The 24,160-nt window shown below is 66.1% G+C and carries 22 protein-coding genes and 1 tRNA gene; 6 read left to right on the forward strand and 17 right to left on the reverse strand.

The features are described 5' to 3' along the window. Nucleotides 1-11: 11 nt before the first annotated feature. Entirely contained in the window at nt 12-830 is an 819-nt protein-coding gene (locus C7401_RS45040; protein ID WP_181565652.1) for a hypothetical protein, read from the reverse strand. 129 nt (nt 831-959) lie between these two features. On the opposite strand from C7401_RS45040, the gene C7401_RS45045 reads away from it, so the two are divergent. Continuing rightward, nucleotides 960-1,835 (forward strand): transporter, encoded by an 876-nt coding sequence (locus C7401_RS45045; RefSeq protein ID WP_244314971.1) that lies wholly within the window; start codon nt 960-962, stop codon nt 1,833-1,835. An 11-nt stretch (nt 1,836-1,846) separates the two neighbouring features. On the opposite strand, the gene C7401_RS21830 is transcribed toward C7401_RS45045, so the two are convergent. From C7401_RS21830 to C7401_RS21860, 7 genes are all read right to left on the reverse strand, one after another. Beyond that, nucleotides 1,847-2,470 carry a PqiC family protein gene (locus C7401_RS21830; protein WP_224044686.1) on the reverse strand — a complete coding sequence of 208 codons (624 nt, stop codon included), beginning with the start codon at nt 2,468-2,470 and terminating at the stop codon, nt 1,847-1,849. 8 nt (nt 2,471-2,478) lie between these two features. Next, nucleotides 2,479-4,107, reverse strand: a complete 1,629-nt coding sequence (locus C7401_RS21835; protein WP_112173484.1) for a PqiB family protein — start codon at nt 4,105-4,107, stop codon at nt 2,479-2,481. Beyond that, nucleotides 4,100-5,398: a paraquat-inducible protein A gene (locus C7401_RS21840; RefSeq protein ID WP_112173485.1), complete on the reverse strand. Its 1,299-nt coding sequence runs from the start codon at nt 5,396-5,398 to the stop codon at nt 4,100-4,102. The genes C7401_RS21835 and C7401_RS21840 overlap by 8 nt, the downstream gene beginning before the upstream one ends. A 271-nt stretch (nt 5,399-5,669) precedes the next feature. Next, nucleotides 5,670-6,056, reverse strand: a complete 387-nt coding sequence (locus C7401_RS21845; protein WP_112173486.1) for a response regulator transcription factor — start codon at nt 6,054-6,056, stop codon at nt 5,670-5,672. A gap of 100 nt (nt 6,057-6,156) precedes the next feature. Continuing rightward, nucleotides 6,157-6,747: a DUF1344 domain-containing protein gene (locus tag C7401_RS21850; RefSeq protein WP_112173487.1), complete on the reverse strand. Its 591-nt coding sequence runs from the start codon at nt 6,745-6,747 to the stop codon at nt 6,157-6,159. Between the two features lie 118 nt (nt 6,748-6,865). Further along, a complete protein-coding gene (locus C7401_RS21855; protein ID WP_112173488.1) occupies nt 6,866-7,444 on the reverse strand; it encodes a BPSL1445 family SYLF domain-containing lipoprotein in 579 nt (192 codons plus the stop codon). 185 nt (nt 7,445-7,629) lie between these two features. Further along, nucleotides 7,630-8,103: a glycine zipper family protein gene (locus C7401_RS21860; RefSeq protein ID WP_112173489.1), complete on the reverse strand. Its 474-nt coding sequence runs from the start codon at nt 8,101-8,103 to the stop codon at nt 7,630-7,632. A 386-nt stretch (nt 8,104-8,489) separates the two neighbouring features. Between C7401_RS21860 and C7401_RS21865 the strand changes: the two genes are divergently transcribed. After that, on the forward strand, nt 8,490-10,082 hold the full coding sequence (locus C7401_RS21865) for an EAL domain-containing protein (protein WP_112173490.1): 1,593 nt from the start codon (nt 8,490-8,492) through the stop codon (nt 10,080-10,082). A 22-nt stretch (nt 10,083-10,104) separates the two neighbouring features. On the opposite strand, the gene C7401_RS21870 is transcribed toward C7401_RS21865, so the two are convergent. The 6 genes from C7401_RS21870 to C7401_RS21895 all read right to left on the reverse strand — a co-directional run bounded on the left by C7401_RS21870 (nt 10,105) and on the right by C7401_RS21895 (nt 15,097). Continuing rightward, nucleotides 10,105-10,386, reverse strand: coding sequence for a DUF3325 domain-containing protein (locus tag C7401_RS21870; RefSeq protein WP_112173491.1), 282 nt, complete (start codon nt 10,384-10,386; stop codon nt 10,105-10,107). Next, nucleotides 10,386-12,002 carry a PepSY-associated TM helix domain-containing protein gene (locus C7401_RS21875; RefSeq protein ID WP_220092833.1) on the reverse strand — a complete coding sequence of 539 codons (1,617 nt, stop codon included), beginning with the start codon at nt 12,000-12,002 and terminating at the stop codon, nt 10,386-10,388. The genes C7401_RS21870 and C7401_RS21875 overlap by 1 nt, the downstream gene beginning before the upstream one ends. Then, entirely contained in the window at nt 11,999-12,370 is a 372-nt protein-coding gene (locus C7401_RS21880; protein WP_112173492.1) for a DUF3649 domain-containing protein, read from the reverse strand. Before C7401_RS21880 ends, C7401_RS21875 begins: the two co-directional genes overlap by 4 nt. A gap of 331 nt (nt 12,371-12,701) precedes the next feature. Continuing rightward, nucleotides 12,702-13,472 (reverse strand): SDR family oxidoreductase, encoded by a 771-nt coding sequence (locus C7401_RS21885; RefSeq protein ID WP_112173493.1) that lies wholly within the window; start codon nt 13,470-13,472, stop codon nt 12,702-12,704. A 35-nt stretch (nt 13,473-13,507) separates the two neighbouring features. Further along, the gene (locus C7401_RS21890) at nt 13,508-14,359 is read right to left on the reverse strand and encodes an alpha/beta fold hydrolase (RefSeq protein ID WP_112173494.1); all 852 of its coding nucleotides are present in this window, start codon (nt 14,357-14,359) and stop codon (nt 13,508-13,510) included. A 42-nt stretch (nt 14,360-14,401) separates the two neighbouring features. Next, on the reverse strand, nt 14,402-15,097 hold the full coding sequence (locus tag C7401_RS21895) for an alpha/beta hydrolase (protein WP_112173495.1): 696 nt from the start codon (nt 15,095-15,097) through the stop codon (nt 14,402-14,404). A gap of 127 nt (nt 15,098-15,224) precedes the next feature. On the opposite strand from C7401_RS21895, the gene C7401_RS21900 reads away from it, so the two are divergent. Both C7401_RS21900 and C7401_RS21905 read left to right on the forward strand, forming a co-directional pair. Continuing rightward, entirely contained in the window at nt 15,225-15,863 is a 639-nt protein-coding gene (locus tag C7401_RS21900; protein ID WP_112173496.1) for a CGNR zinc finger domain-containing protein, read from the forward strand. A 130-nt stretch (nt 15,864-15,993) separates the two neighbouring features. Beyond that, nucleotides 15,994-17,262, forward strand: coding sequence for an eCIS core domain-containing protein (locus C7401_RS21905; RefSeq protein ID WP_258397183.1), 1,269 nt, complete (start codon nt 15,994-15,996; stop codon nt 17,260-17,262). Nucleotides 17,263-17,303: 41 nt separating this feature from the next. Here the strand turns inward: C7401_RS21905 and C7401_RS21910 are convergent, their stop codons facing one another. Together C7401_RS21910 and C7401_RS21915 are read right to left on the reverse strand one after the other, a co-directional pair. Beyond that, nucleotides 17,304-17,963, reverse strand: a complete 660-nt coding sequence (locus C7401_RS21910) for a glutathione S-transferase family protein (RefSeq protein WP_112173498.1) — start codon at nt 17,961-17,963, stop codon at nt 17,304-17,306. 311 nt (nt 17,964-18,274) lie between these two features. Then, entirely contained in the window at nt 18,275-19,291 is a 1,017-nt protein-coding gene (locus C7401_RS21915) for a 1-aminocyclopropane-1-carboxylate deaminase (RefSeq protein ID WP_112173499.1), read from the reverse strand. A 197-nt stretch (nt 19,292-19,488) separates the two neighbouring features. On the opposite strand from C7401_RS21915, the gene C7401_RS21920 reads away from it, so the two are divergent. Next, nucleotides 19,489-19,989 carry an Lrp/AsnC family transcriptional regulator gene (locus C7401_RS21920; RefSeq protein ID WP_112173500.1) on the forward strand — a complete coding sequence of 167 codons (501 nt, stop codon included), beginning with the start codon at nt 19,489-19,491 and terminating at the stop codon, nt 19,987-19,989. A 105-nt stretch (nt 19,990-20,094) separates the two neighbouring features. Here C7401_RS21920 and C7401_RS21925 read toward each other — a convergent pair. Continuing rightward, nucleotides 20,095-20,170: transfer RNA gene (locus C7401_RS21925), tRNA-Ala, on the reverse strand. 471 nt (nt 20,171-20,641) lie between these two features. On the opposite strand from C7401_RS21925, the gene C7401_RS21930 reads away from it, so the two are divergent. Further along, a complete protein-coding gene (locus tag C7401_RS21930) occupies nt 20,642-24,130 on the forward strand; it encodes a DUF4214 domain-containing protein (RefSeq protein ID WP_112173501.1) in 3,489 nt (1,162 codons plus the stop codon). Nucleotides 24,131-24,160: the final 30 nt, after the last annotated feature.

The following is a 24,160-nucleotide window of genomic DNA, read 5'->3' on the forward strand; positions in this document are numbered from 1 at the left end:
CGCGGCCGGCGTCAACGCGTGCGGGCTGGCCGCGCCGGCACGGCGTCGTCCACGTCCAGCATGTAGAGCAGCAAGGCGTCGCGGTCCGGGCCGCTCATCGCGGCCACCACATGCATGAGGAGCGCGCTCGCCCAGCAGAAGTCGGCCATCGTCGCGCCTGGCGCGCCACGCGTGATGCCCTCCATGCGCGCCACCGCTTGAGCGTCGCCCGCAAGCTCGGCATCGACCGCCTCGTCCAGATGACGCAACGCGCTCTCGAATGTCGCGGACGCGGGCAGCGTGAGCGGCGCGGCGAGCACGGAACGGATCACGATGCGGTAAAGCACCGCAAAGTATTCGGCGGCGTCGGCATCGCTCATGCTGTCGACCGAAATGCGATCGACGATGTCCTGCATGCTCGTCGCGCCGTGGCAACCGCCGGCCGCCGCCTGGCCGATGTATTTGGTGAGCAGCATGAAGTACACCAGCCGGTCTTGCGGCGCGAGGCGAGCAACGCCGCGCCGGAACAGACGCTCGCGCGTGGCGTCGTCGCGCAGCTTCGCTTCGAGGCCCGCCGCGCCGCCGGGCACGGCGATCGCCACGGCCGGGTCGGTGCGCAGACGCGCGAACCACGCATCGACGATGCGCGCCTTGATCGAATCCGCCGCGACTCCTCCTTGCGAGACATCGCCGGTGTCGCCCGCCGCGGGCGCGATCACGAACGTAAGGATGCCGAACAACCTGTGCGGCGTCTCTTCGTTGACCGGCACGTTGCTCCACGCATCGCGGCCGCTCGCGACCAGCACGACGATCAGCGCGAGCCACGCCCACAGCGGCGCACGGGTTTTCATGGCATCGGCAAGCAAGGTGAAGGGAACGCCGCCTTCGCCGGGCGGCAACCGGAACCGGACGCGAACACGGGCAAGGCGCGCCGGCGCTCGCTGCGCGCCCTCTGCGCGCAGTGGCTCTGCGCCTTCGCCGTGCTGCTCCTGCACGCGGGCGCGCCGCATGCGCAGGAACTCGAGCCGCGCACCTACTCGCCCTCCCCCATCGGCACGAACTTTCTCCTTGCGGGTTATGCGCACCTGAGCGGCGACGTGCTCACCGACCCTTCGCTGCCAGTCAGCGGCGTCAACGCGCGCATCAACAACTTCGTGCTCGGCTACGTGCACACGTTCGCGCTGGCCGGGCGTACGGCGTCGCTGGGCCTTGCCGTGCCGTTCATGAGCGGCGACCTGAGCGGACTCGTCATCGGCGCGCCGACCGAGGTGCATCGCGCGGGACTCGGCGACATGCAGTTACGCTTCGCGCTGAATCTGATCGGCAATCCCGCGCTGTCCCCCGAGGCGTTCGCGCAAGCGCCGGCTGTCACTTCGCTCGGCGCGAGCCTCACGGTCCAGGCCCCCACCGGCCAGTACATCCCGACGCGGCTTGTGAACGTGGGCAACAACCGCTGGGCGTTCAAGCCCGAAATCGGCGTGTCGCAACCGTGGGGCAACTGGTTCTTCGAGGCCTCGCTCGGCGTCTGGTTATTCACCAGCAACACGGACTTTTTCAACGGTCAAAACAGGAGCCAGGCGCCGCTCGCGATTACGCAACTGCATGGCGGCTACAGCTTCCGGCCGGGACTCTGGCTCGCTTTCGATATCGGCTACGCGTCAGGCGGCGCGACTTCGGTGAACGACGGCGCGCGCGGCCCGAGCCAGGGCAACGCGCGCGGCGGGCTCACGCTCGCGATGCCGCTCGGGCATGGCTGGTCCGCGAAGCTCGCGTATTCGCGCGGATTCATCACGCGCGCGGCCGGCGATTATCAGATCGTCACGGTCGCGCTCCAGTATCGCTGGTTCGATCGTTGAGGCGCGACGCCTCAGTTCGTCGCGCCGGTCACCGCCGCCCGATCCGCCTGAATGGCGGCGGCAATATCGGCGCTGATGGCGGCGAGCGCGCGGTCGTGCGCGTCGACGAGCGCGCCGTAATCGTGGCTCGCCACGCTCTCGTGTGCCACGGTGCGCCCGAGCGCCGACGCGCGATGACCCGGCGGGCGCACGGCCCACTGCGCTTCGATGGTCACCGAGTCGCCCGGCAAACTGTCAAAGCGCACGATATCCACGCGCACGCGCCACACGGGCGGCGTGGCCACGCCGAGATCGACCGTCGAAACGCGCGCCGTGCCAAGACGCTGCGCGAGGTCCGCGGCAATGACGCGGCCGATGTCCGACTTCAGCGGCGCGGCCCAGCGCGCGAACTCGTTCATCTGGATCGTGTTGTCGGCATTGCGCGTGACGATCTGCGGCCGGTCGACCATCTCGGGCACGGTCACGGGGCCGACCACGACGTCCATCGTGACGCCGGTCGCCGCCGGCTGCACCGCAGCCGCCGCGTCGTCCGCGCGCAGCGCATAGAACGTGGGCGACGGCGACGAACACCCGGCGAGTCCCGCGACGGCGCACGCGAGCGCCATCGCCACGAAGCAACCTCTGCGCGTTATCACGATCCGGCTCACTGCTTGCCTCCCGGTTTGCCCTGTACCACGGCTTCTGGATGGCGCTCCAGATAATCGGCGAGTATGCGCACGGACGCCGCCGTGCGCGCCAGTTCCTTCATCGCATCGCTCGTGTTCTGCTGAAGCTCCGAGTCTGGCTTGAGCGCGTCGTTGGCGGAGTCGAGCGCCGACTGCGCGGCCGACAGCGTGTCGTGCGCCTGCGGCACGACGTCGTTGCCAAGCCGCGACATCACGTCGTTTGCGCCCTCCAGCGTACGTTGCGCGCTCTTGCCGATCGCATCGAACGGAATGCCGTTGAGCTTGGCGAGCAGACGCGTGAGCGACTCCTGCAACGACTGCAACGTGCGCGGCACCGTGGGCAATTCGGGCGGCGTTCTCGCCCAGTCGACCTTGGCCTTGGGCGCGTCCGGGAAAATATCGAACGCGACATAGAGCTGGCCCGTCAGCGGATTGCCCGAGCGCAACTGGAACCGGAAGCCGTTGGCCACGAGGAAATCGGCAAGCTCGTGCGGCGTGGCGCTGATGCGGCCCGGCGGCTTGCCGTTGGGCTCCCGTTGATACCGCGACGTGAAGCGCTCGGGATACAGGTTGATTTCCACAGGAATGCTGAACTGTTTCTTCACCGGATCGAAGCGCGTGTAGATCTTCGTCACTTCGCCCACCACGACGCCGCGGAAATCGACCGGCGCGCCCACGGTCAGGCCGCGCACCGAATCGAAGAAAGTCACGACGTAGGTGTCGACAATGCGGTCGTGCTCCTTCAGGGAGTCGGCGCGCGTGGCGTACAGCTCGAACTTCGTGTTGGCGTCGGCCTCGGCCACCTCGGTGTCGCTGTCGGGCGTTTCGAACGCCACGCCGCCAATCAGCAAGGAAACCACCGACTGCGTATTGATCTGCACGCCGTCGGGGCTGAGCGAGACGTCAAGGCCGCTCGCGTGCCAGAAGCGCGTGTCGCTGCGCACGAACTGATCGTAGGGCGCGTTCACGAACACGTGGAGCGTCACGCCCTTGCCGTCCGGGTCCAGATCGTACGACGCGATCTGGCCCACTCGCAGGCGGCGGAAGAACACCGGCGAGCCAACGTCGAGCGAGCCCATGTTCATGCTCTTGAGCACGAACTCGCGCCCCGGAATGTCGCTCGGGAATACAGGCGGCACTTCGAGGCCCACGAAGTCGCGCCGCCCCTTGTTCGAGTTGCCTTCGTCCATGCCCACATAGGACCCGGAAAGCAGCGTGCTCAGGCCCGAAACGGTGCCGCCGGAAATGCGCGGGCGCACCACCCAGAAGCGCGTATTGTCGACCAGCATGCTCGACGCGTCCTTCACGAGTTCGCCCGTCGCGATCACGCGCTTGTGGTCGGGCGAGAGCGTCACCGACTTCACCACGCCGATATCGACGTCCTTGTACTTGATCTTCGTCTTGCCGGCTTCGAGGCCGTCGCCGGTCTTGAAGCTGATGGTCACGGTCGGCCCTTCCTCCAGCACCGCCTTCGCCGCGAGCCAGCCGCCGATCAGCACCGCGACGATCGGCACGAGCCAGACGATCTGCATGCGCCAGCGCGAACCCGGCACGGGCTTCGCCTCCGGCAGTTGCGGCAAGCCGCTGTCGTTACCCGGATCAGCCATCTTCGTGCTCCAGGGCGTCCCAGATGAGACGCGGATCGAACATGTTCGCGGCGAACATCGTGAGGATCACCACGGCGCCGAACGCAATCGCGGCGGGACCCGCCTTGATGGTCGCGAGCGCATTGAACTGCACGAGCGCGACGAGCATCGTGATCACATAAATGTCGAGCATCGACCAGCGCCCGACCAGCTCGATGAGCCGGTAGATGCGGGTGCGTTGCTCGGGCAGCCATTTCCAGCGGCGCTGCGTCGTCCAGGCCAGGTACGACAGCCCGAGGATCTTGACCATGGGCACCGCCACGCTCGCGATGAACACGAGCAGCGCGAGCGGCCACGACCCGGACACCCACAGGTACACAACGCCGCTCATGATCGTGTCCTTCTGCGAGCCGAACAGCGAACTCGTGTCCATGACCGGCAGCACGTTGGCGGGCACGTACAGCACAACCGCGGCTGCAAGGAACGCCCAGGTGCGCGAGAGGCTTGCGACCTTGCGCAGATGCATCGCGCTGCCGCAGCGCGGACACGTCACCGCATGCGCGGCCGCAGGCATGCGCGCGAGCAGCCCGCACGCGTGACAGCGCGCGATACCGCATGCGGCGCCGGTGAGCGCGCCCGCGTGGCCGCTTCGGCGCGCGCGAAGTGATCCGGACTCCTCAGGTAGCTCGGGCGCACCCGCGAGCAGCGGCTCACCGGCTACGCGCGACCAGAACTGCCGCGCGTCGAACGCCGCACTCGCACCGGCGAGCACCAGCATGAGCGCGCCGAACGACCACAGCGCCACGCCCGGCACGACCGTCGCAATATGCGACAGCTTCACCAGCGCGACCAGCAGCCCGAGTATCAGCACCTCGGTCATGCCCCAGGGGCGCGCGGCGTACATGGTGCGAAACAGCAGCGGTGCGGGCCACGGCTTGCGGTTCGTCGCGAGCGGCACGAGGAGCGCGAGCAGGCACACGATCTGCATGGCCGGCATGAAGATCGTGGTGGCGAACACGAGCGCCGCGATGGGCCACATGCCGTCGAGATAGAGGATCTCGACCGAATGCCAGAGCGTCGTGCGCACGACATTGCCGTTGACCGCGAGCCCGACGATCGGATAGAGATTGGAGATCATGAACAGCACGAGCGCGCCGAGCGCGAAGGCGAGCGCACGCGCAAGGCTTTCCGGGAGATCGCGTTCCAGTTCGGCGCCGCAGCGCAGGCAACGCAGCACGCCGCCGGGCGGGCACGATGCGCCGCGCTGCATGAGGTCGCAGTCGTGGCACACGAGCAGTTCCGGGCGCTTCATTGCGGCACCTCCACGGCGGCGCATGAGAGGGCGCCGTCACACCGCGGCGGCGAAGCCGCGGCGTGTACATCGAAGCCTGGGCGAATGGCATCCATGGGCGGGACTCACATCGCTTGAACCTGCACTGAAACCCAGTATGACCACGCGTGTTGCGGCGAACAATCGGACTTTGGTCCGATCCATTCGCTTGCACACGCCTTCGCGCCGGCGCATAGGCGTGCATTCGCGTTTGTCTTCGCGTTCGCATTCAGGTTCGGGCAACAGCGAAGGTTCACGGTACGGGCGGCACGCCAAGAACCCCGTGCACGGCGCCGATAAGCGCGGAGTCGTCGAACGGCTTGCGCAGATACGCCACCGCGCCCGCCGCCTGCGCCTGCGAGCGCACGCGCGCGTCGTCGTGGGCCGTGATCACGATGCACGGCAAGCCGCTGCCGCCCAGGCGGTGCTGCACCTCGAGACCGTTCAGACCAGGCATCTGGATGTCGAGCACGACGCAGGCGGGCGCGTAAGGCGGCGTGGCCGCCAGGGCATCGAGAAACGCCTCGCCGCTCGTGAACACCTCCGAATCGATGCCGACCGATCGCAGGAGGCGCTGGATCGCTCGACCGACCGATACTTCGTCGTCGACGACCGCCACGGATCGCGTCACGTTGTTCATTGGCTGTGCGTCCCGTTACCGATGAAAACAGGCAGACCGGCTTCGCGGTACGCGAAGACCGGCGTGCCCGATGCGCGTCGCAAACGCCCCCCATGCGCGGCTACTTGTGCTGTGCGGGTTTGACGGATACGGCGAACGCTTCCGTATACACGGCCTCGACCTGATCGCCAACCTGTACGTTTGCAAGCTGCTCGGGATCCTCGACCTTCAGGTCCATTTTCCCGCCCTCGGGGCCTTGCAAGGTGACGGTTTTCGTTTTCTGATTGACGGCCACGACGTTCGCCGTGACCTTCACCTCGCGCCCCACCGTACCGCCGGGTTTCGCGCCGCTTGCCGCGCGCTCCATCGACGGGGTCTCCTGCATCGATGTCTCGCCCCCGCCGCCCTTCTTCAGGCTCAGCGTGAGCGCCTCCTTGTAGGTCATGTTCACAACGTCGCCAACTTTCAGTTGATCGAAGTTCCGGACCTCGGGTCCGAGCTGCACTTCGACCAGCTTGCCGTCATGCCGCTTGAGCGTGACGGTGCGTGTGTCGGCATCGATCTTGTCGATGGTGGCCGTGACCTTGTGCATGCCGGACACAGTGGCCTTGCCCGGCTCATGCGTCACATTCGCGGTGGTCTGCCCCTGGGCCACGGCGAGTTGCGCCGCGGCGAGAATCGCTGCTGAAACTACCCACTTGACGTACGACATCACGCTCTCCATTCAGACATCGACGCCTCGCAGGTGCGCAGCGGCCGCGCGATGCGCGCCCGGGCGTCGCATGGCGCGGCATCGGGCGATGCCGCGGTTGCGCTTCACAGGCCACGCTTCACAGGTTGAGCTTCGTGACCTTCGTGCCGGCGAGCGAGGCGTCCGCCATCAGGCCGGTATTGGTCATCACGATCACTTCGACCGGCGCGGTCGCCGTTCTCGTGTCGATCGAGCCGTTCGCCCCGACCTTCACGATCGAGACGGCGACGTCGCCGCCAACCGACCAGCCCGCGGAACTGCGGAAATTGTTCAGCGAGTCCTGAGTCATGAAGAGGAAGATCACTGCGGTGGACTGCGCGCCGGCCTGAAAACCGAACGACGCCGCCGCCGTGCTGTAGTAGCCGACGGTCGCGCCGCCCACGCGCAGCGCGCCTTCCCCATATGCCGCGCCGGCAATGAAGGCCGCTTTCACCACGGACGGAAACACAAGCACGCCTTGCGCCTTGGAAACCAGTTCCTGCGAACCGCCGACCATGCCGAACAGTCGCTTCAACGTGCCGTCCACCGCCGCGTCGATCTCCTGGCGTTTGGACGCGTCGGTCTCGCTGCTCTTGCCGCTGCCCGTGGTCATGCTGCAACCCGCGGCGGTCAGCCCCGCCGCCGCGGCCGTCGTAAGCACAAAAATCCGTCGCTTCATTATCGTCCTCCGTTGATTTTCCAGGCCCGGACCCGGCACGCTTGCAAGCGGGTCAAACGTCACGTACTACGAAACGTTTCACACTCATCCAACGACGTCGGCGTGAGCCGCGCTGCTTACCTTACGGCATCATGGTGTCAGACGGGCCGCACGGGACAAATCGGACCTTGGTCTTACGCCCGGCGCTATTTGATGGTGTAGCCGCGACCTTCCATGCATGCGGAGAACGCGCGGTTGAACGTGTCCATCGCCCCCTGCGTCTGAGCCTGGCTGTTGGCCTGGTTCGCGCGCCGGTTCTGCCGCGCCCGCGAGCCGCCCACCATCGTTCCGGCCGCCGCGCCGACTGCCGCGCCCTTGCCCGCATCGCCCGTAATCGCGCCGATCACGGCGCCGCCCGCCGCGCCGCGCGCCGCACCCTGCACGCGCTCGCCACCGCCCACGGCCGGCCCCGAAGGCGGCGGCGGCGTCGATGCGACCTTCGCCGGGTCGATGCCGGTGTTGTTCTTCGCCCACGAGTAACACGCCGATTCGTCCGAATGCTGTTGCTGCGCGCTTTGTCCCTTTGCGGGATACGCTATCGGCGTTGCCTGCACGACGGTGGCGAACAGCAAGGCGGCGGCGCACAATGCGCCGGTGCGTCTATTTATATAGGCATCCATATCAACTCCTTGTCCGCATGCTCGTGCACGCCGATCCTGCCTGCGGCTGTCGACGGGAAGTTGGGAAACGACACGCGCCGCCGGGCAACCGCATGAGGCCGGGCAAGCGCCCAACCGGCGGCTGTCCGCGAGGGTGTCTGCGACGTTGTCCATTCAATCATGGGCGGTGCTCGCAACGATGGCTATCGGACTATGGTCCTACCGCTCGCCGCGCTCATACGTTTGCAAATGCCCGCGCGCGCCGCGCCTCACCTGGCGTTTTCCCCGTTCGTCGCGGGCAGCGCTTTCAGGAGGCCTATACTGCGAGTCGGACACCCGACTCACCTTGCGCGAGCGCGGTGTCATGTGGTGCCTCCGTCGACGTCACACGCCTTCGGGTTCGCGAGATGATTACCAGACTCACCCTCGTTTCGGCCTCGATCGCGTTGGGCTGTCTCGCGACGATCGCGCCCGTGCTGACCAGCATCTATGTCGCCGACGAAGACGCCGAGCGTCGCGACGAGGCCGAGCTGCGCGAGTTCGCGGGGAAGGCGGTCATGCGCGCGGACCTCGTCACGTACCAGGCGTTTGGCGCGTTGGCCGATCTGGAACGCGCGCCGGGCGCGGCCTGCTCGCCAGGCAACCTGGCGGAGGCGGCGCGGGTCATTTTCAACTACCGCTACGTACAGGACGCCGGCAATTACGGCAACGGCCAATACCTCTGCTCACCGCTGCTTGGCGACGTGCGCTCGCAAGACCTCACGCTGCCGCCGCCGGACTTCCGCAGCAACGACGGCTACTTCGTGTGGTTCCATCAAAGGAATCCGCTGAGCGATATTCGCGAGGATGTGCAGATCGGCCGCAACGGACACTACGTGTCGATCGATCCCGGCTCCTACGTCGACCTGATCGACCCGGCAAGGCGCCCCATTGGCGTGCTGAACATCGACACGAACACCGTGATCGCCGTGTCGCCAGGCACCGACCCCGACGAAATGCTCAATGCCTGGAAACAGGGCGGCAAGGTGCAGAGCGACCAGTGGCACTACGCGGTGGCCCGCTCCGCCACGCGCCCCCTCGGTGTCGTGGTCAAATCTCCGCGCAGCAGTCTCGTGAACAACTGGCCGAAGCTGCTCTTTATGTGGCTGTCTATCGGTGTGATCAGCGGCGCGGCCGTGGGCTGGCTGATGTTCAAACGCATTTCGCGGCAACTCTCTTTTCCCGCCACGCTCGAATGGGCCATTGCACGAAAAAAGATCGACGTGGCCTTTCAGCCCATCGTCCGGCTTGCCGACAACGAGTGCACCGGCGTCGAGGCGCTGGTGCGCTGGACCCTGAACGGGCGCGTCATATCACCGGAAGTCTTCGTGACCGTCGCCGAAGAAAATCGCCTGATCCAGCCGCTCACCGATCTCGTCCTCGAAAAGACCCTGGCGCAACTGGGCGGCTGGCTGCATTCGAACCCGGCGTTTTATGTCTCGATCAACTTGAGCAGCGAGGACTTGCGCAGCGACCGCTTTCTCAACAAGCTCACCGCCGCCCTCAAAGGCACGGGCATCGCGCCCTCGCAAGTGCGCATCGAAGCCACCGAGCGCAGCTTCATGCATGCGGACGCGACGCGCGGCATTATCGCGTCGTTCCGGGCAGCCGGGCACCCGGTGTATATCGACGACTTCGGCACCGGCTATTCGAGCCTTTCGTATCTGCAAAGCTTCCGCATCGACGTGCTGAAGATCGACAAGTCATTCGTCGACACGATCGCGCAGGACACGGCGTCCAGCGTCGTCGCGCCGCATATCATCGCGATGGCGCACGAGCTGGGTCTGGAGGTCGTTGCTGAAGGCGTGGAGTCTGCCTCACAGGTCGCGTGGCTCATCGACAAAGACGTGCAATACGGGCAAGGCTGGTTCTTCGCGAAGGCCATGCCCGCCCACGAGCTTTTCACGTGGCTGCGCACGCGGCACGCGCCGAAGGCGGCGGCCGGTGTGCCCTTGCTTTAGCGGCAGCGCCGCCTGCCGTACTTCACCCCGCGGGGAAGCGCCGCGCGCACATGATCAGGAGTCCATAGACGATGCCGGCGGCCAGGCTCGTGCAGCCGCTGTACCAGACCAGACCGAGCGCCCACCCCTTTGCGCTCACCGCCAGCCACAAGGCGGCCAGCAAGCCGCACCAGCCGAAGCCGCGTAGCGCGCGTGTCGCCGCCGCGGAAAGCGGGGCGTCGAACAGCGTTTGCTGATGACGCTCCATGGCGAGCGCGAGGCACGCGAACGCGGGCACGCATAGCAACAGGGCAGCGAGCGCCATCACGCGTCCTCCCGTTGCGCCAGTGCAACCGCGCGGCGACTGCCGGGCGCCTTCACGCGCGGCCGGTGCCGCGCCGTGCGCACCGCGAGTATGGCGTGCAGCGCCGCCAGCGCCCACATCATCAGATCGAAGCCCGCATAAACCCAGTCGCCATTGGCAACGCTGAACCAGAGCGGCCGCTGCGTGGTCAATGCGTTCAGCACCGGCAGCAACGCCAGCAACGCGGCGGCAAGCCAGAGCAATTCGATCCACGCGCGCTTCGCGGGACGCACGAGCGCGTAAAGCAAGGTGGCCGCCCAGATCGCGAAAAACGCGTTGATTTCCGCGTCGGCGCGATGCGCGAGCGTGACCGGCAGCAGACGGTTGGCCCACAAATAACCCGTCATCGCAATGGAAAGCCCCGCAATGCTCGCGATATTGAGCCGCTCGACCAGGCGAAAGCCGAAATACGGGCGCTCGGGGTCGGGCAGTTTCTGGCGCCGCTTCACGGTCCACATCACGAGGCCGGTGCCGACCATCGCCGTGCCCGCGAGACTGACGATGAAATACAGCCAGCGCAGTTGCAGGTCGCTGAAGCGGCCCATGTGCAACGCGTACAGCACGCCGCGCGTTTCGGCCGCGCCGCCCACGCTGTCTTTCACGTCGAGCAGCTTGCCGCTCACGCCGTCGAACAGCAGGTATTGCGGGCTCATCGACACACGCGCCGCCTCGCCGCGCGAGACCGCCACGCGCGCGCTCGCGTCGCCGGGGTTCGTGACCGTCACGCGCAGCACGTTGTCGCGGCCCCAGCGCGATTGCGCCTCGCGCACCATCGCATCGATGGGCGCGAGCGGCGCTTGCACGCCCGCAGCCTTGCCGGGCTGAAGGTACGCGCTCAACTGCGTGACGAGCGCCTCGCGCTGCGCGGGCGTTTTCAGCGCGGTTTGCGCGCCCCATGGCATGTACATCGTCATCAACGTGACGAGGCCTGTATACGTGATCATGAGGTGAAACGGCAGGCCGAACACCGAAAGCGCGTTATGCGCGTCGAGCCAGGAGCGCTGGCCCTTGCCCCAGCGGAACGTGAAGAAGTCGACGAAGATCTTCTTGTGCGTGATCACGCCGCTGATGATCGCCACGAGCATGAACATCGCGCACAGGCCCGCGATCCAGCGCCCCCACATCACCGGCATGTAGTAGAACTGGAAATGGAAGCGATAGAAGAACTCGCCGCCGAGCGTCGCGCGCGCGCTCACCTTGCCGCCGGTGGCGGGATCGAACGTCGCGTCTTCGAAGCTGCGCTTGCCCGGCCCCGCGCCGCGCGTGCGCCAGAACGCGCTCACGATGTTGCTGCGCTCGGTGGGCAGTTGCATGCTCCACTGCGGGCTACCCGCCGCAAGCGTGGCGAGCGTGCCGGCCACGCGCTGCGCGACCGCCGCCGCGTCGGGCGTGACCTCCTGATGGGCAAGCTCGGGCCGCATCCACTGCGAAATCTCTTCCTTGAAGTAGCTGACCGTGCCGGTCAGGAACATCGCATAGAGCAACCAGCCCGCGACCAGGCCGGCCCATGTGTGCAGATCCGACATGCTCTGGCGCACGCCGCGGCCTTGTGGCCGGCTGAGGTCGAGGCGCTTCATTTCACCGTTCCTCCCGTGGCGGCCGCCTTCGGCGCATCGGATGTCGTTGCGCCCGCAATCAAATGAACGGGCGTTGCCGATGAAGCCCACCACGCCGCCAGCGCGAGCGGCAGCGCGACCAGCAGCAGCCCGGCCCAGGCGCGCCGGGCGCTGCGCGCGAGAAACATCCAGATCACCGCGCCCGCATAGAAGACGAAGCTCGCGAGCATGCCCGTGATCACGGCTTGCGGCGCGCTCATGGGCAACGCGAGCGCCGCCACGCTCGCCAGCGCGCCAAGCGCATAGCCGCCGAACACGGCGCCCACGATGCGGGCGACGAGCGGCCCTGCACGGCGCACGCCGCGCGGAGGGGGGAGCGCGGCGCTCATGCGATCGCAACCGCGATCGCGGCAACGTCCCCCGACAGTCGCGCAATGGGCGACGCCCCCGGTACCACTCGTTCCATGACCATTCCTGCAAGCTTGAGAAGTCGATCTGCGCCGGACGCAGCGGCGTGCGCGCGATGTTCTGGAATCGCGCGCGCCAATGCCCACCTGCGCCCGGGCGAGGTGTGCGGATCGTATTGGGGGGGTGTTGAATTATGCCGACGAGGTCGTGATGATACCTCGTGCGCGAAAACCCGGCAAAACCACCGGGCAAGCGGGGGCGCGCGTGAGTGGCCCGGCGGGAGGCGCGACGCCCTTGCCCACCGTATCGATATCAGATCGACTTGACCTCGCCGCCGTCCATCCTGAGCGTCGTGCCGGTCATCCAGTGCGCGCCCGGCGAAACGACGAACGCCATCAACTCGGCGATCTCCTCGGGCGCGCCGTAGCGCGCGATGCCCGCTTCGGCCGGAAACTTCGCCGTCGCTTCTTCCACGCTCATGTCGTGCAGCGGGGCCCAATGCGCCAGGTACGACTGGCGGCGGCCCGTCATCACCGGGCCTGGCAGCACGCTGTTGACCTGCACGCCATCGGCAATGCCCCGGTCCGAAAACGCCTTCGCGAGCGCGACGATGGCCGCGTTGATCGTGCCCACCGCCGCATAGGGCGCCTTCGGAAACAGCGCCGAATTGCCGGACATCAGCACGACCGAGCCCGCGCTTGCCTTGAGCGCGGGCCAAGCCTCGATGGTCAAACGTCGCGCACCGTGCAGTTTCAATGCGAGGCCGCCCTCCCATTGCTCGTCGGTCATTTCGAACAAGTCGATTTGCGGCACCGCGCCCGCGATGTTGAGCAGCGCGTCGATGCGGCCGAACGCGGCCAGCGTCGCTTCGACCACGCGAGGCGCGGCCTCGGGCAGCGCAAGGTCGATTTCGATCACGAGCGCCTGCGCGCCCGCTTCCCTCACGGCGGCCGCCGTCTGTTCCAGTTGTTCGCGGTTGCGCGCCACCACCGCGACGGCATCGAAATCCCGCGCGAGCCTCACGGCGGTCGCACGGCCGATGCCCTGGCTCGCGCCCGTTACGATTGCGACTTTGCCGGCCATGTTGCCACTCCTCATTCCATTAGCATTGCAAACCATTAACCGAGAAAATCGCGGATCGCGTCGGCGATCTCGCTCGCGTGCGTTTCCAGCGCGAAGTGCCCGGTGTCGAAGAGCCGCACTACCGCATCAGGCAGGTCGCGCGTAAAGGCCTGCGCGCCCGCAGGCAGAAAGAAGGGATCGTTCTTGCCCCAAACCGCGAGAAGCGGCGGCCGGTGCACGCGGAAATATTCCTGGAACGCGGGATAGAGGGCGACGTTGTTGCGATAGTCGCGAAAGAGGTCCAACTGGATGTCCTGCGCGCCGGGCCGGTTCATATAGTAGTCGTCGAGCGAATAGCCGTCCGGCGACACGGCGGACGCATCGGGCACGCCGTGCGTGTATTGCCAGATCGTCGTTTCGCGCGTGAGCAGTGCGCGCAGGGCCTCCCGATTGGCCGCCGACGCATCCTGCCAGTACGCGCGAATCGGATTCCAGCCGTCGCTCAGGCCCTCCTCGTAGGCGTTGCCGTTCTGTGAAACGATGGCCGTGATGCGCTCGGGATGCTTGAGCGCCAACCGGAAACCCGTGGGCGCGCCATAGTCGAACACGTACACCGCGAACCGGTCGAAGCCGATGCGCTCCGTGAAGCGCGCCATGACGTTCGCGATGTTCTCGAACGTGTACGCAAACTGGCTGCGCTCCGGCAGATCCGACTGGCCAAAGCCCGGCAGATCCGGCGCGACGATGTGAAAGCGATCGGCCAGCCTGGGAACGAGGTCGCGAAACATATGACCGGCGCTCGGAAAACCATGCAGCAGCAGCAGCTTTGGCGCACCGGCGCGACCGGCTTCGCGATAGAAAACGTTGTAGCCGTCCACATCGGCGCGGCGGTAAGCGATGGCTGTCATTTGGGTGTCTCCACGGATGAAGGGAGCGAGGGAGGGCCGCGCTTAGCGCGGTGAAACCGCGTGAACGGCTTCGAGAATGAGGTCGGCCACGACATCGGGCGCGCTCACGCCGGGCGTGTGATCGACGTCGTGCGCGCGGATCTGCGCATGCATGCGGTTTGCCATGAAGCGCTGCGTAGCCGGATCGATCATGCGGTCCTCGTTGGCGATCAGGAACCACGCCGGTCGATCGCGCCACAACGGCCGCCCCACCGCTTCACCGATGCACGCCGCGGCAATCGGGCGTTGAATCGCGGCGAGCACCGCGGCTTCTTGCGGCGAGGCATGCTGCGCGAACGCCGCCGCGAACGCCTCGTGCGGCAACCAGATCCAGCCGTGCCGGTCGGGCGCGAGTTGCGGCGCCTGCTCGTGCGTCTTCCCGCGATAGAACACGTCGGCCACCGTTTCGCCTTCGTCCAGCGCGAGCGCGGCCACGTACACAAGCGCCGCGACGTTCGCCGCGCGTGTCGCGCCGATCACGGCGCCCGCGTAGGCATGACCGGCCAGCACGACCGGCCCTTCGATGCGCTCCAGCGTGCGATCGAGCGCCGCCATATCGTCGGCGAGCGAAGTGAGCGGCAACGGCGCCGCCACGGCCTCGATGCCCTCGCGGTCCAGCCGCTCGATCACCTTGCGCCAGCTCGAACCATCGGCCCATGCGCCGTGCGCCAGCACCACCCGCGTCTTGTCCTGAGACATGCTTCGCTCCTTCGACTGAGTAACCGTCTAAATCATTGTTTAGAGGTTACAAACTACGCATGTAACTTGTCAAGGCCAATCTTGATGGTTACACTTTGCTGACATTGATCCCTATTCGGCACAACACATGGATTACCGCCCCACTCCCGCGCTGTTCGTGGCCGACGCGCCAGGGCTCGACTTCCTGAACTCGATCGCCACGCCCGTGGACGAACCCGTCGACTGGATCGGCGACGGCGAAGGTTTGCTCTCGTGGCTGGAACAGGCGGGCATGGCGTCCGCGCCAACGCTCGCCGCGATGCGCGCGCAATTCACCGCTGCCGAACTCGACACGGTGGCGGCGCAGGCGCGCGCGCTGCGCGAATGGTTCCGGGGCTTCGTGCAGGCCAGGAAGGGCCGCCCGCTGACCCGCGCCGGCGCCGACTTGCGCGAACTCGAACCGCTGAACCAGTTGCTCAAGCGCGACGACCGATATGGCGAACTCGTTGCGAGCGAAGACGGGAAGGCATCGGCGTTCGAATACCGCGTGACGCGGCGCTGGAACTCGCCGGAGTCGCTATTGATGCCGATTGCCGAAGCGTTGGCGCAACTGGTGTGCGAGGAGGACTTCACGCATGTGAAGGCCTGCGAAGGACCGCGCTGTACGCTGCTGTTCGCCGACCACACGCGCGGCCACGCGCGCCGCTGGTGCAGCATGGCCCTGTGCGGCAATCGTGCGAAAGTCGCCGCGCACCGCAAACGGCTCAAGGAGCGCGAGAACGCCTAAGGCTTGGGGCTGGCTGTACAAAGGCCGGCGCGTTACCTACGATGAAAGTCTCGTCAGCGTTGCGCGAAGGTCTGCGATGTTCGCCCTACCGAGCCAACGGCCCGCCCCAAAGTCGGCCGCTCCCGCCAGCATGCGCGCACCGCCTGAGCCCATCGCGCGCGCCGGGCAAAAAGCGCCGGCGCACGGCCAGCACGACGCAGGCCCGCAGGCCGCTCGCGCCGTCCCGAAGTCGTCCGGCTTCCCGCTTCCCGCCACGGCGCGCGCCTTTTTCGAGCCGCGCTTCGGCTTCGACCTTTCCCGCGTGCGCATTCATGCCGATGAAGACGCGGCGCGCTCCGCGCGGGCGCACGGCGCGGCGGCGTACGCGCTCGGCCAGCACATCGTGTTCGGCGCGGGCCGCTACGCGCCACACACGGCAAGCGGGCGCCAACTGCTCGCGCACGAACTGAGCCATACGATCCAGCAACGCGATGCGGGCGACGCCGCGCTCGAAACACGAGCGGGACTGCGCCGCAGCACGCGCGAGGAGGAACGCAACGCGCAAACCGCGGCGCAGTCGGCACTGGCGGGACACCGCTTCGGCGTGATGCGGCAGTCGCCCCGATCGCCGCTCGCGCTCGCCTGCTCGAACGCCGACCCCGCCGCCGCGAAGCTGCACGACACCGAGGAATTCGGCAACGCCGCCTATCAATTCGCGAAACACAACTCCAGCCTCGGCGAGAGCGTGCTCGCCAAAATCCGCTCGGGCATCGTCAAGCTCACGTGGCAGTCGGGCGGCTACGAAGTCGCCTATTCGTTCTTCGACTTCTATTCGAGCTTCGGCAACAGCGTGCGCCAGATGAGCGCCGACGAGGAGTCGAAAGCGAAGCTCGCCGATCGCATCGCCGAAACCGACACCACGCTGGGCTTCACGACCACGACACTGCGCGCGGAGGTGCTCGGCTGGGACGACACGCGCATCGCCATGCTCCTGCTGCACGAATTCACGCATACCGGGCATATCGCCGCGTCGTCCTCCGCAGTGGGCAGCGGCGCTTACCAGGAGGGCCAGTCGTATGGCGTCGAGTATTTCTACGCCGAGCTGGCAGGCGACTCCGCGCGCACGACGAAGATCCAGGGCATCGTGAGCGCGGGTGAAGTGCTCAGCTACCAGAAGGCCGCCGACCTCGGCCGGTTCCAGGAGGACTTCAAGGTCGCCTATGCGCTCATGACCGCGCTACGCGACGTGGTCAAGAAGGGCTCCTCGCCGTTGCTGCCGTTCCCGGAAATCACGTCCGCCGCCGCACAATTGCTTCAGCAAGAGGTGTTAAGACGTTTTCAGCGCCCCGACGCCGATCTCGCGAAATACATCGCCTACGTCAAGGCGAATCTCGCTTCGTTCAAGCTTCCGCCCATCTGATTTTCCACTGCGGCCGCGGCTTCATGCGACTTCAGACGGCGTCAATCGCGATCCGGCGCCCCGAGCGGAAACAACGGACGGTAGGGCCGCGCTTCTTCCACGGCTCGCGCGAACGAAGGCCGCGCAAGCAGGCGCGCGCGAAAGGCACGCAGCACGGGATACGCCTCGCCAATGCGATGCGTCCAGTCCGCGTAAAAGAGCGAAGGCGCGGCGGCGCAATCGGCCATCGTGAAGGCTTCGCCGGCCGCCCAGGTTCTGCCCGCGAGACGGCCTTCGAGCCAGGCGTAGGCCAGCTCCAGCTTCTGCGCCGCGTACTCGCCGCGCTCCGCGCGCCTTGCCGGATCGCCGCTCAGCGCCCCCTCCACCGCCTGCTGCACGGGCGTCATCACATGCAGATCGAAGAAGCGGTCGAGAAAGCGCACATCGAGCGCAGCCAAGGGATCGGCGGGCACGAGGCGCACCGGGCCGGGGTGCGTGAGTTGCAGATATTCGATGATGATGCTCGTTTCCGCCACGTTGCGCTCGCCGTCGACGAGCAGCGGGAATTTGCGCAGCGGCCAGCGCGCCAGCCACTGCGCGACGTGTTCGGGCGCATCGGGCCCGATGCTGCGGAACGTGAAGGGCGTGTCGTTCTCGTAGAGCGCGATGAGCACCTTCTGCGTGTACGAAGAAAACGGATGACCATAAAGCACGAGCGACATCGCGACACCTCCGGTGTGGGCCAGTTACGAGTTACCAGTTTCGGCAGGCAATTCGTGAACCATGCACCGGTTGGGTGGGCAATGCAAGCGCCTGCGCGAACGCAACAGCAAGCGTGTCCGCAACGAAAGCCGCGCATAAAAAAACGCCGGGCTAAAAGCCCGGCGCGGAGTTCGTGGGAGAGGCAAGAGCCCGGCACTCCCACGACGTGTAGGGCACCCATTGTCGTTAGCTTTCGGACCGCGCGCCGTGACTAAAGTCAAAGACTGTGACGCGCGCGAGTCAGCCCACGCTGGCTCCCTCGTGCCAGGCATCAACCGTCGCGGAAAATGAAGCTGTATGCGCTCAACGCCGGCACGCCGCCCAGATGGGCATACAGCACCTTCGAACCCGGCTCGAACTCGCCGAGGCGCACTTTGTCGATCATGCCGTGCATCGACTTGCCTTCGTACACCGGGTCGGTCAGCATGCCTTCCATCCGCGCGCACAGGCGAATCGCCTCCAGCGTGCCCTCGTTCGGCAGCCCATATTCGGGCCCGCCGTAGCGCGTGTCGAGAATCACGTCCTGCTCGCCGATATCGCGGCTGAGGTCGACCAGACCCGCCGTGTGACGCGCGATGCGTGTGATCTGTGCGTGCGTTTTTTCGGGCGTAGCGGAGGCGTCGATACCGATCACGCGATTCGCGCGGCCGTCGGCAGCGAAGCCCACCACCATCCCCGCCTGCGTGCTGCCCGTAACCGAGCACACGACGATGTAGTCGAACTTGAAGCCGAGTTCGGCTTCCTGCTGCCGCACTTCCTCGGCAAAGCCCACGAAGCCGAGGCCCCCGAGCGGATGCTCGGAGCACCCTGCCGGTATCGCGTACGGTTTGCCGCCCGCCTGGCGCACGCTTTCGAGCGCCTCCTCCCAGCTCGGGCGAATGCCGATATCGAAGCCGTCCGCCACGAGCCGCACGTCCGCGCCCATCATGCGTGACATCTGGATGTTGCCGACGCGGTCATAGACGGCGTCGGAGTAATTTACCCAGTTCTCCTGAACAAGTACGCACTTCATGCCGAGATGCGCGGCAACGGCCGCGACCTGGCGAGTCTGGTTCGACTGAATGCCGCCGATCGACACCAGCGTGTCGCAACCTTGCGCAAGTGCGTCGGGAATCAGGTATTCGAGCTTACGCGTCTTGTTGCCGCCGAACGCGAGCCCGCTGTTGCAGTCCTCGCGTTTCGCATAGAGCTCGACCTTGCCGCCGAGATGCTGGCTCAGGCGCTTGAGTGGCTGGATTGGCGTCGGCCCGAACGTGAGGGGGTAACGGGGGAAGCGCTGGAGGTTCATCGAATGTCTCCGGAGAGTCGGCTCGAGCAGGACATGGGCGTGGCTCGGGACGCGCCTGCCGCATCGCATCCCGATGCAAAAGATGGTAGGCGTCTTCGCACGAAATGAGCTTGCCAAATAAATAGCGGCGACCTACGTTAATAACGGAGTCTGCGAAAGCGGAACATTTTCAGATCGCCAAAGAGGGTATTCGCGCAATGAAATTAAGCAAGGGGTCGACCGTCACCCCGAACGGCCCGCCAGCGCTGGATCGCATCGACCGCGCGATCCTCAGGCATTTGCAGCAGGACGCGTCGATCTCGAACGTGAGCCTCGCCGCGAAAGTCCGGCTCAGCGCGCCCGCATGCCTGCGGCGCGTGGAACGACTGAAGGAGATGGGATTGATACGCGGCATCGTCGCGCTGCTGGAGCCCAAGGCGCTCGGCGCGGGCATGCTGGTCGTGATCGGCTTCGTGCTGGACCGCTCGACGCCCGAAGCGTTCGCGGCATTCGAGAAAGCGGCGCAGAAGGTGTCAGGCTGTGTGGAATGCCACGTCGTGACCGGCGAATTCGACTACTTCATGCTTGTGCGCACGCGCGACAACGAGAGCTTCAACCAGCTGCATGCGGAGCAGTTGTTGTATTTGCCGGGCGTGCGGCAGGTGCGCAGCTTCATGGTGCTCAAGGAGATCCTGTCGACGCATGCATTGCCGTTGTGAAGCAAGCCATGCCCGACGCTCGCAACACGAAGTGGAGTGACAGCGTGGGGGATTGAAGCAGGATGATGAAGCAAGCGGCGCGATCGACTCCCGCGCCCGTTCTGTTGGTGGAGGTAAGCGGGATCGAACCGCTGACCTCTTGCATGCCATGCAAGCGCTCTCCCAGCTGAGCTATACCCCCTTGCAGAACGGCTTCGTCATGAATCCACCGTTGCGGCGGATCGATGATGGTGTGGCCTGGTACCCGGAGCGGAACTCGCATTCCGCTTGGGAGGCCGGATTATACGGTATGAAAAGCAAAAGCTGGCAAAAAAATTTGATTCGATGATGAGCCCGGCACGTCGGGATACGTAGGGAGGCCTGGCAAGGTGTCCGCCTCGATGAAGCTTCATGCCTGCCGAATCATTACCGGTTTCGCAACAATCCCCATCTTCAAATTTCCTCTCAAAATGTGACGACGGTCACATGCTTTTTGTTCCGAAACTTCTTACACTCCTTTCGATTTCGCAAGCTGAACGTGACCAGACGCCCCATCGGCCGGGGCAGCGGTCGCGCAATCCGGCGGAGTCGCACGTTGTTCGCGCCCGGCTGATGCCAGGCCGTCGATCAATGCAGCCATCAGTCAATCCCGATTGCTAATAAGGACAACTACGTGTCAACACAGGCAACGCTGGACCAGATCCAGGAACTTTACATCGCGTACTATGGCCGTCCCGCGGACGCCGACGGCCTGACTTACTGGGCGGCACAGCTGGATGCCCAGAACGGCAATCTGACCAGCATGATCAACGCTTTCGCCACCTCGGCCGAATCCGTTGCGCTGTATGGCGCAAACGCATCGGCGGAAGATCTCGTCACGGCGATCTACCAGAACGTGCTGCATCGCGCGCCGGACGCGGCGGGTCTCGAGTTTTACGCCCAGGCGCTGAAGGCCGGCACGATCACGGCCGGCAGCCTTGCGCTGTCCGTGCTCAACGGCGTCCAGAACGACGACATCGCCACGGTCCAGAACGAGTTGGCCGCCGCGCACCAGTTCACGGCCGGTGCAACGAACTACGGCGGCGACACGGCAAGCGCCATCGGCCGCACCTTCCTCTCGCAGGTGTCGAGCGACAGCGCGGCGAACGAAGCCCTGCTCTCGCACCTCACGTCGTACATCAACGCGACCTCGGCGGCGACCAGCGATCCGTCGCAGTTCGACGGCAAGATTGCCGGCGGCGTGCTGACCGATCCGACGATCGTGGATCAATACGCTTCGGGCACGACGCCCTCCACGGGCGGCAACGGTGGTGACAACGGAGGTGACAACGGCGGCACGCCCGGCGGCGATCCGGTGACGGGCACTGTTGCGGAATTGACGGGCAATCCCCCGACCGGCGCGTATATCGTGGTCGACTCGGCGGCCAATATTCTGGCGGCGGCGACGGGCGCGATCGTTACGGGCGCAACGGCCGTCCAACTGTCGAGCGACGCTTCCGTCTCCGTGGCGGACGCCCAGGCGCTCGCCGCCACGCCCGCCTTCAGCGTGAACGGCCATGCGCTGACGCTGGTCGACAGCATCGAACACCTCACGGGCAATACGGACGTCGCGGGCGCCACGGCCTATGTCGTCGCCGATACCGCCGCGCACATCCTGAGCAACCTTGCCGGCGACCTCGTTGCGGGCGCGCAGGCTGTCGAACTCTCGGCCGATGCGACCGGTTCGGTGTCGGACGCGCTGGCTCTGGCATCGACGCACGGCTTCAGCCTGGGCGGCCACAGCCTGACGCTGGTCGACAGCATTGCCAACCTGACGGGTCACACCACGGAAGCGGGCGCATCGAGCTACATCATCCTCGACACCGCGGAAAACATCGCTGCGGGCGCTGAAAGCCCCGTCGTGGCAGGCGCGCAATCGGTCGAACTCCTGAGCGACGCGGTCGTGACGGTTGCCCAGGCGGACGCGCTCGCGAGCCTGTCGGCGTTCGACATGAACGGCCATGCGCTGACGCTTGCCGATACGATCGGCAACCTGGACGGTCATACGTCCACCGCTGGCGCAACGAGCTACGTGGTCGTCGATACGGCGGACAACATCATCGCGAACGCGACGAGCGACGTGGTGACGGGCGCTCAAGCCGTCGACCTGTCCGCCGACGCTTCGGTTTCGGTCGAGCAGGCGCAGACTCTCGCCGCGACGTCGAGCTTCAGCGTGAACGGCCACGTGCTCACCCTGGTCGACAGCATCGAAGCCCTCACGGACAACACGACGGTTGCGGGCGCAACGGCCTACACCGTCGTGGACACGGCGGCGAACATCGTCGCCGGCGCTTCGGGTGCCCTGGTGACGGATGCGCAGGCGGTTCAACTGTCGGCCGACGCTTCGGTTTCGGTCGCGCAAGCGCAGGCTCTCGCGGGCCTGGCGCATTTCGACGCGAACGGCCACACCCTGACGCTCGCCGACACCATCGACAACCTGACCGGCAACACGCAAGGCTTCGCAAGCTACGACGTGGTGGATACGGTGGCCAACATCCTGGCCGGCGCGGCGGGCGATGTGGTGACGAACGCGCATGCGGTCGAACTCTCGGCCGACGCGTCGGTTTCGGTCGAGCAAGCGCTGGCGCTGGCCAACGTGACGAACTTCGACGTGAACGGCCACACCCTGACGCTCGCCGACACCATCGACAACCTGACCGGCAACACGACCGCGGGCGGCGTGACGAGCTACGACGTGCAGGACACGCTGGCCAACATTCTCGCCAACGCGACGAGCGACATCGTGACCGGCGCGCATGCCGTGCAACTCTCGGCTGACGCATCGATCACCGTGGCGCAAGCGCAGGCTCTGGAGAGCGTGGCGAATTTCGACGTGCACGGCCACACGCTGACGCTGGTCGACACCATCGACAACCTCACCGGCGCAACGGTTGCGGGCTTCAGCAGCTACGACGTCCAGGACACGGCGGCGAACATCCTCGCGCATGTGTCGGCCGACGTGGTGACGAACGCGCACGCTGTCGAACTGTCGGCGGACGCCTCGGTTTCGGTCGCGCAAGCGGAAATTCTGAACGGGACCGCGAACTTCGGCCTCGGCGGTCATGCGCTGAACCTCGTCGACACCATCGGCAACCTCGACGGCCATACGACGGAAGCAGGCGCATCGAGCTACGACGTGGTGGACACGGCGGCGGCCATCGTCGCCGGCGCTTCGGGCAGCATCGTGTCCGGCGCACACTCGGTGGGCCTGTCGGAAGATGCAACCGTGTCGGTCGAGCAAGCGCATACGCGGGCATCGACGAACGGCTTCAATCTCGACGGTCATGCGCTGAGCCTGTCCGACACCATCGGCAACCTCGACGGTCACACGACGGAAGCGGGCGCCACGAGCTACGACGTGGTGGACACGGCGGCGGCCATCGTCGCCGGCGCTTCGGGCAGCATCGTGTCCGGCGCACACTCGGTGGGCCTGTCGGAAGATGCAACCGTCTCGGTCGAGCAAGCGCATACGCTGGGATCGACGAACGGCTTCAATCTCGACGGCCATTCGCTGAGCTTGTCCGACACCATCAGCAACCTCGACGGCCACACGACGGAAGCGGGCGCCACGAGCTACACGGTTCTGGACACGGCGAGCAACGTGCAGGGCGACCTCGCCGGCAGCTCGGGCGTGGTAGCCGGTGCGCAGTCGGTCACGGTCACGATGGACCAGGACAGCCTGGACCTGTCGGGCTTCACCGGCGCCACCACGGTGGTGGAAGGCAGCAGCAACGAAACCATCACGTTCGGCAGCCACGGCCTGAACGTCAGCGATGTCCTGTCGCTGAGCACGAACTCGGGCCAGCAAGACATCGTGACGAACTTCGGATCGATGGACGTGCTTCAGTCGCAAGGCGGCGCGCTCCATGCCGGCGGCGAGCTTGCCGCTGAAAACGGCATCGTTGCGACGCTGAGCTACAACACCTCCGCTGACTTCATCACTGCGGTGATGGGCGCGCAAGCCGCGGCGGCAGGCGACACCGTGGCCTGGAGCGATGGTCAGGACACCTACGTCGCCGTGTTCCACGGCACCGAGGCCGGCCAGGCTCACATCGTGGAACTGGTGGGTGTTGCCAGCGCGTCGGCCGTGACGCAAGCAGGCACAGGCGTTCACGTTGGCTGAGTGAGCGCGGCCGCACGATCGCATTGATGC

This window comes from Paraburkholderia unamae (genome assembly GCF_003268775.1).
GTDB lineage: Bacteria > Pseudomonadota > Gammaproteobacteria > Burkholderiales > Burkholderiaceae > Paraburkholderia > Paraburkholderia unamae.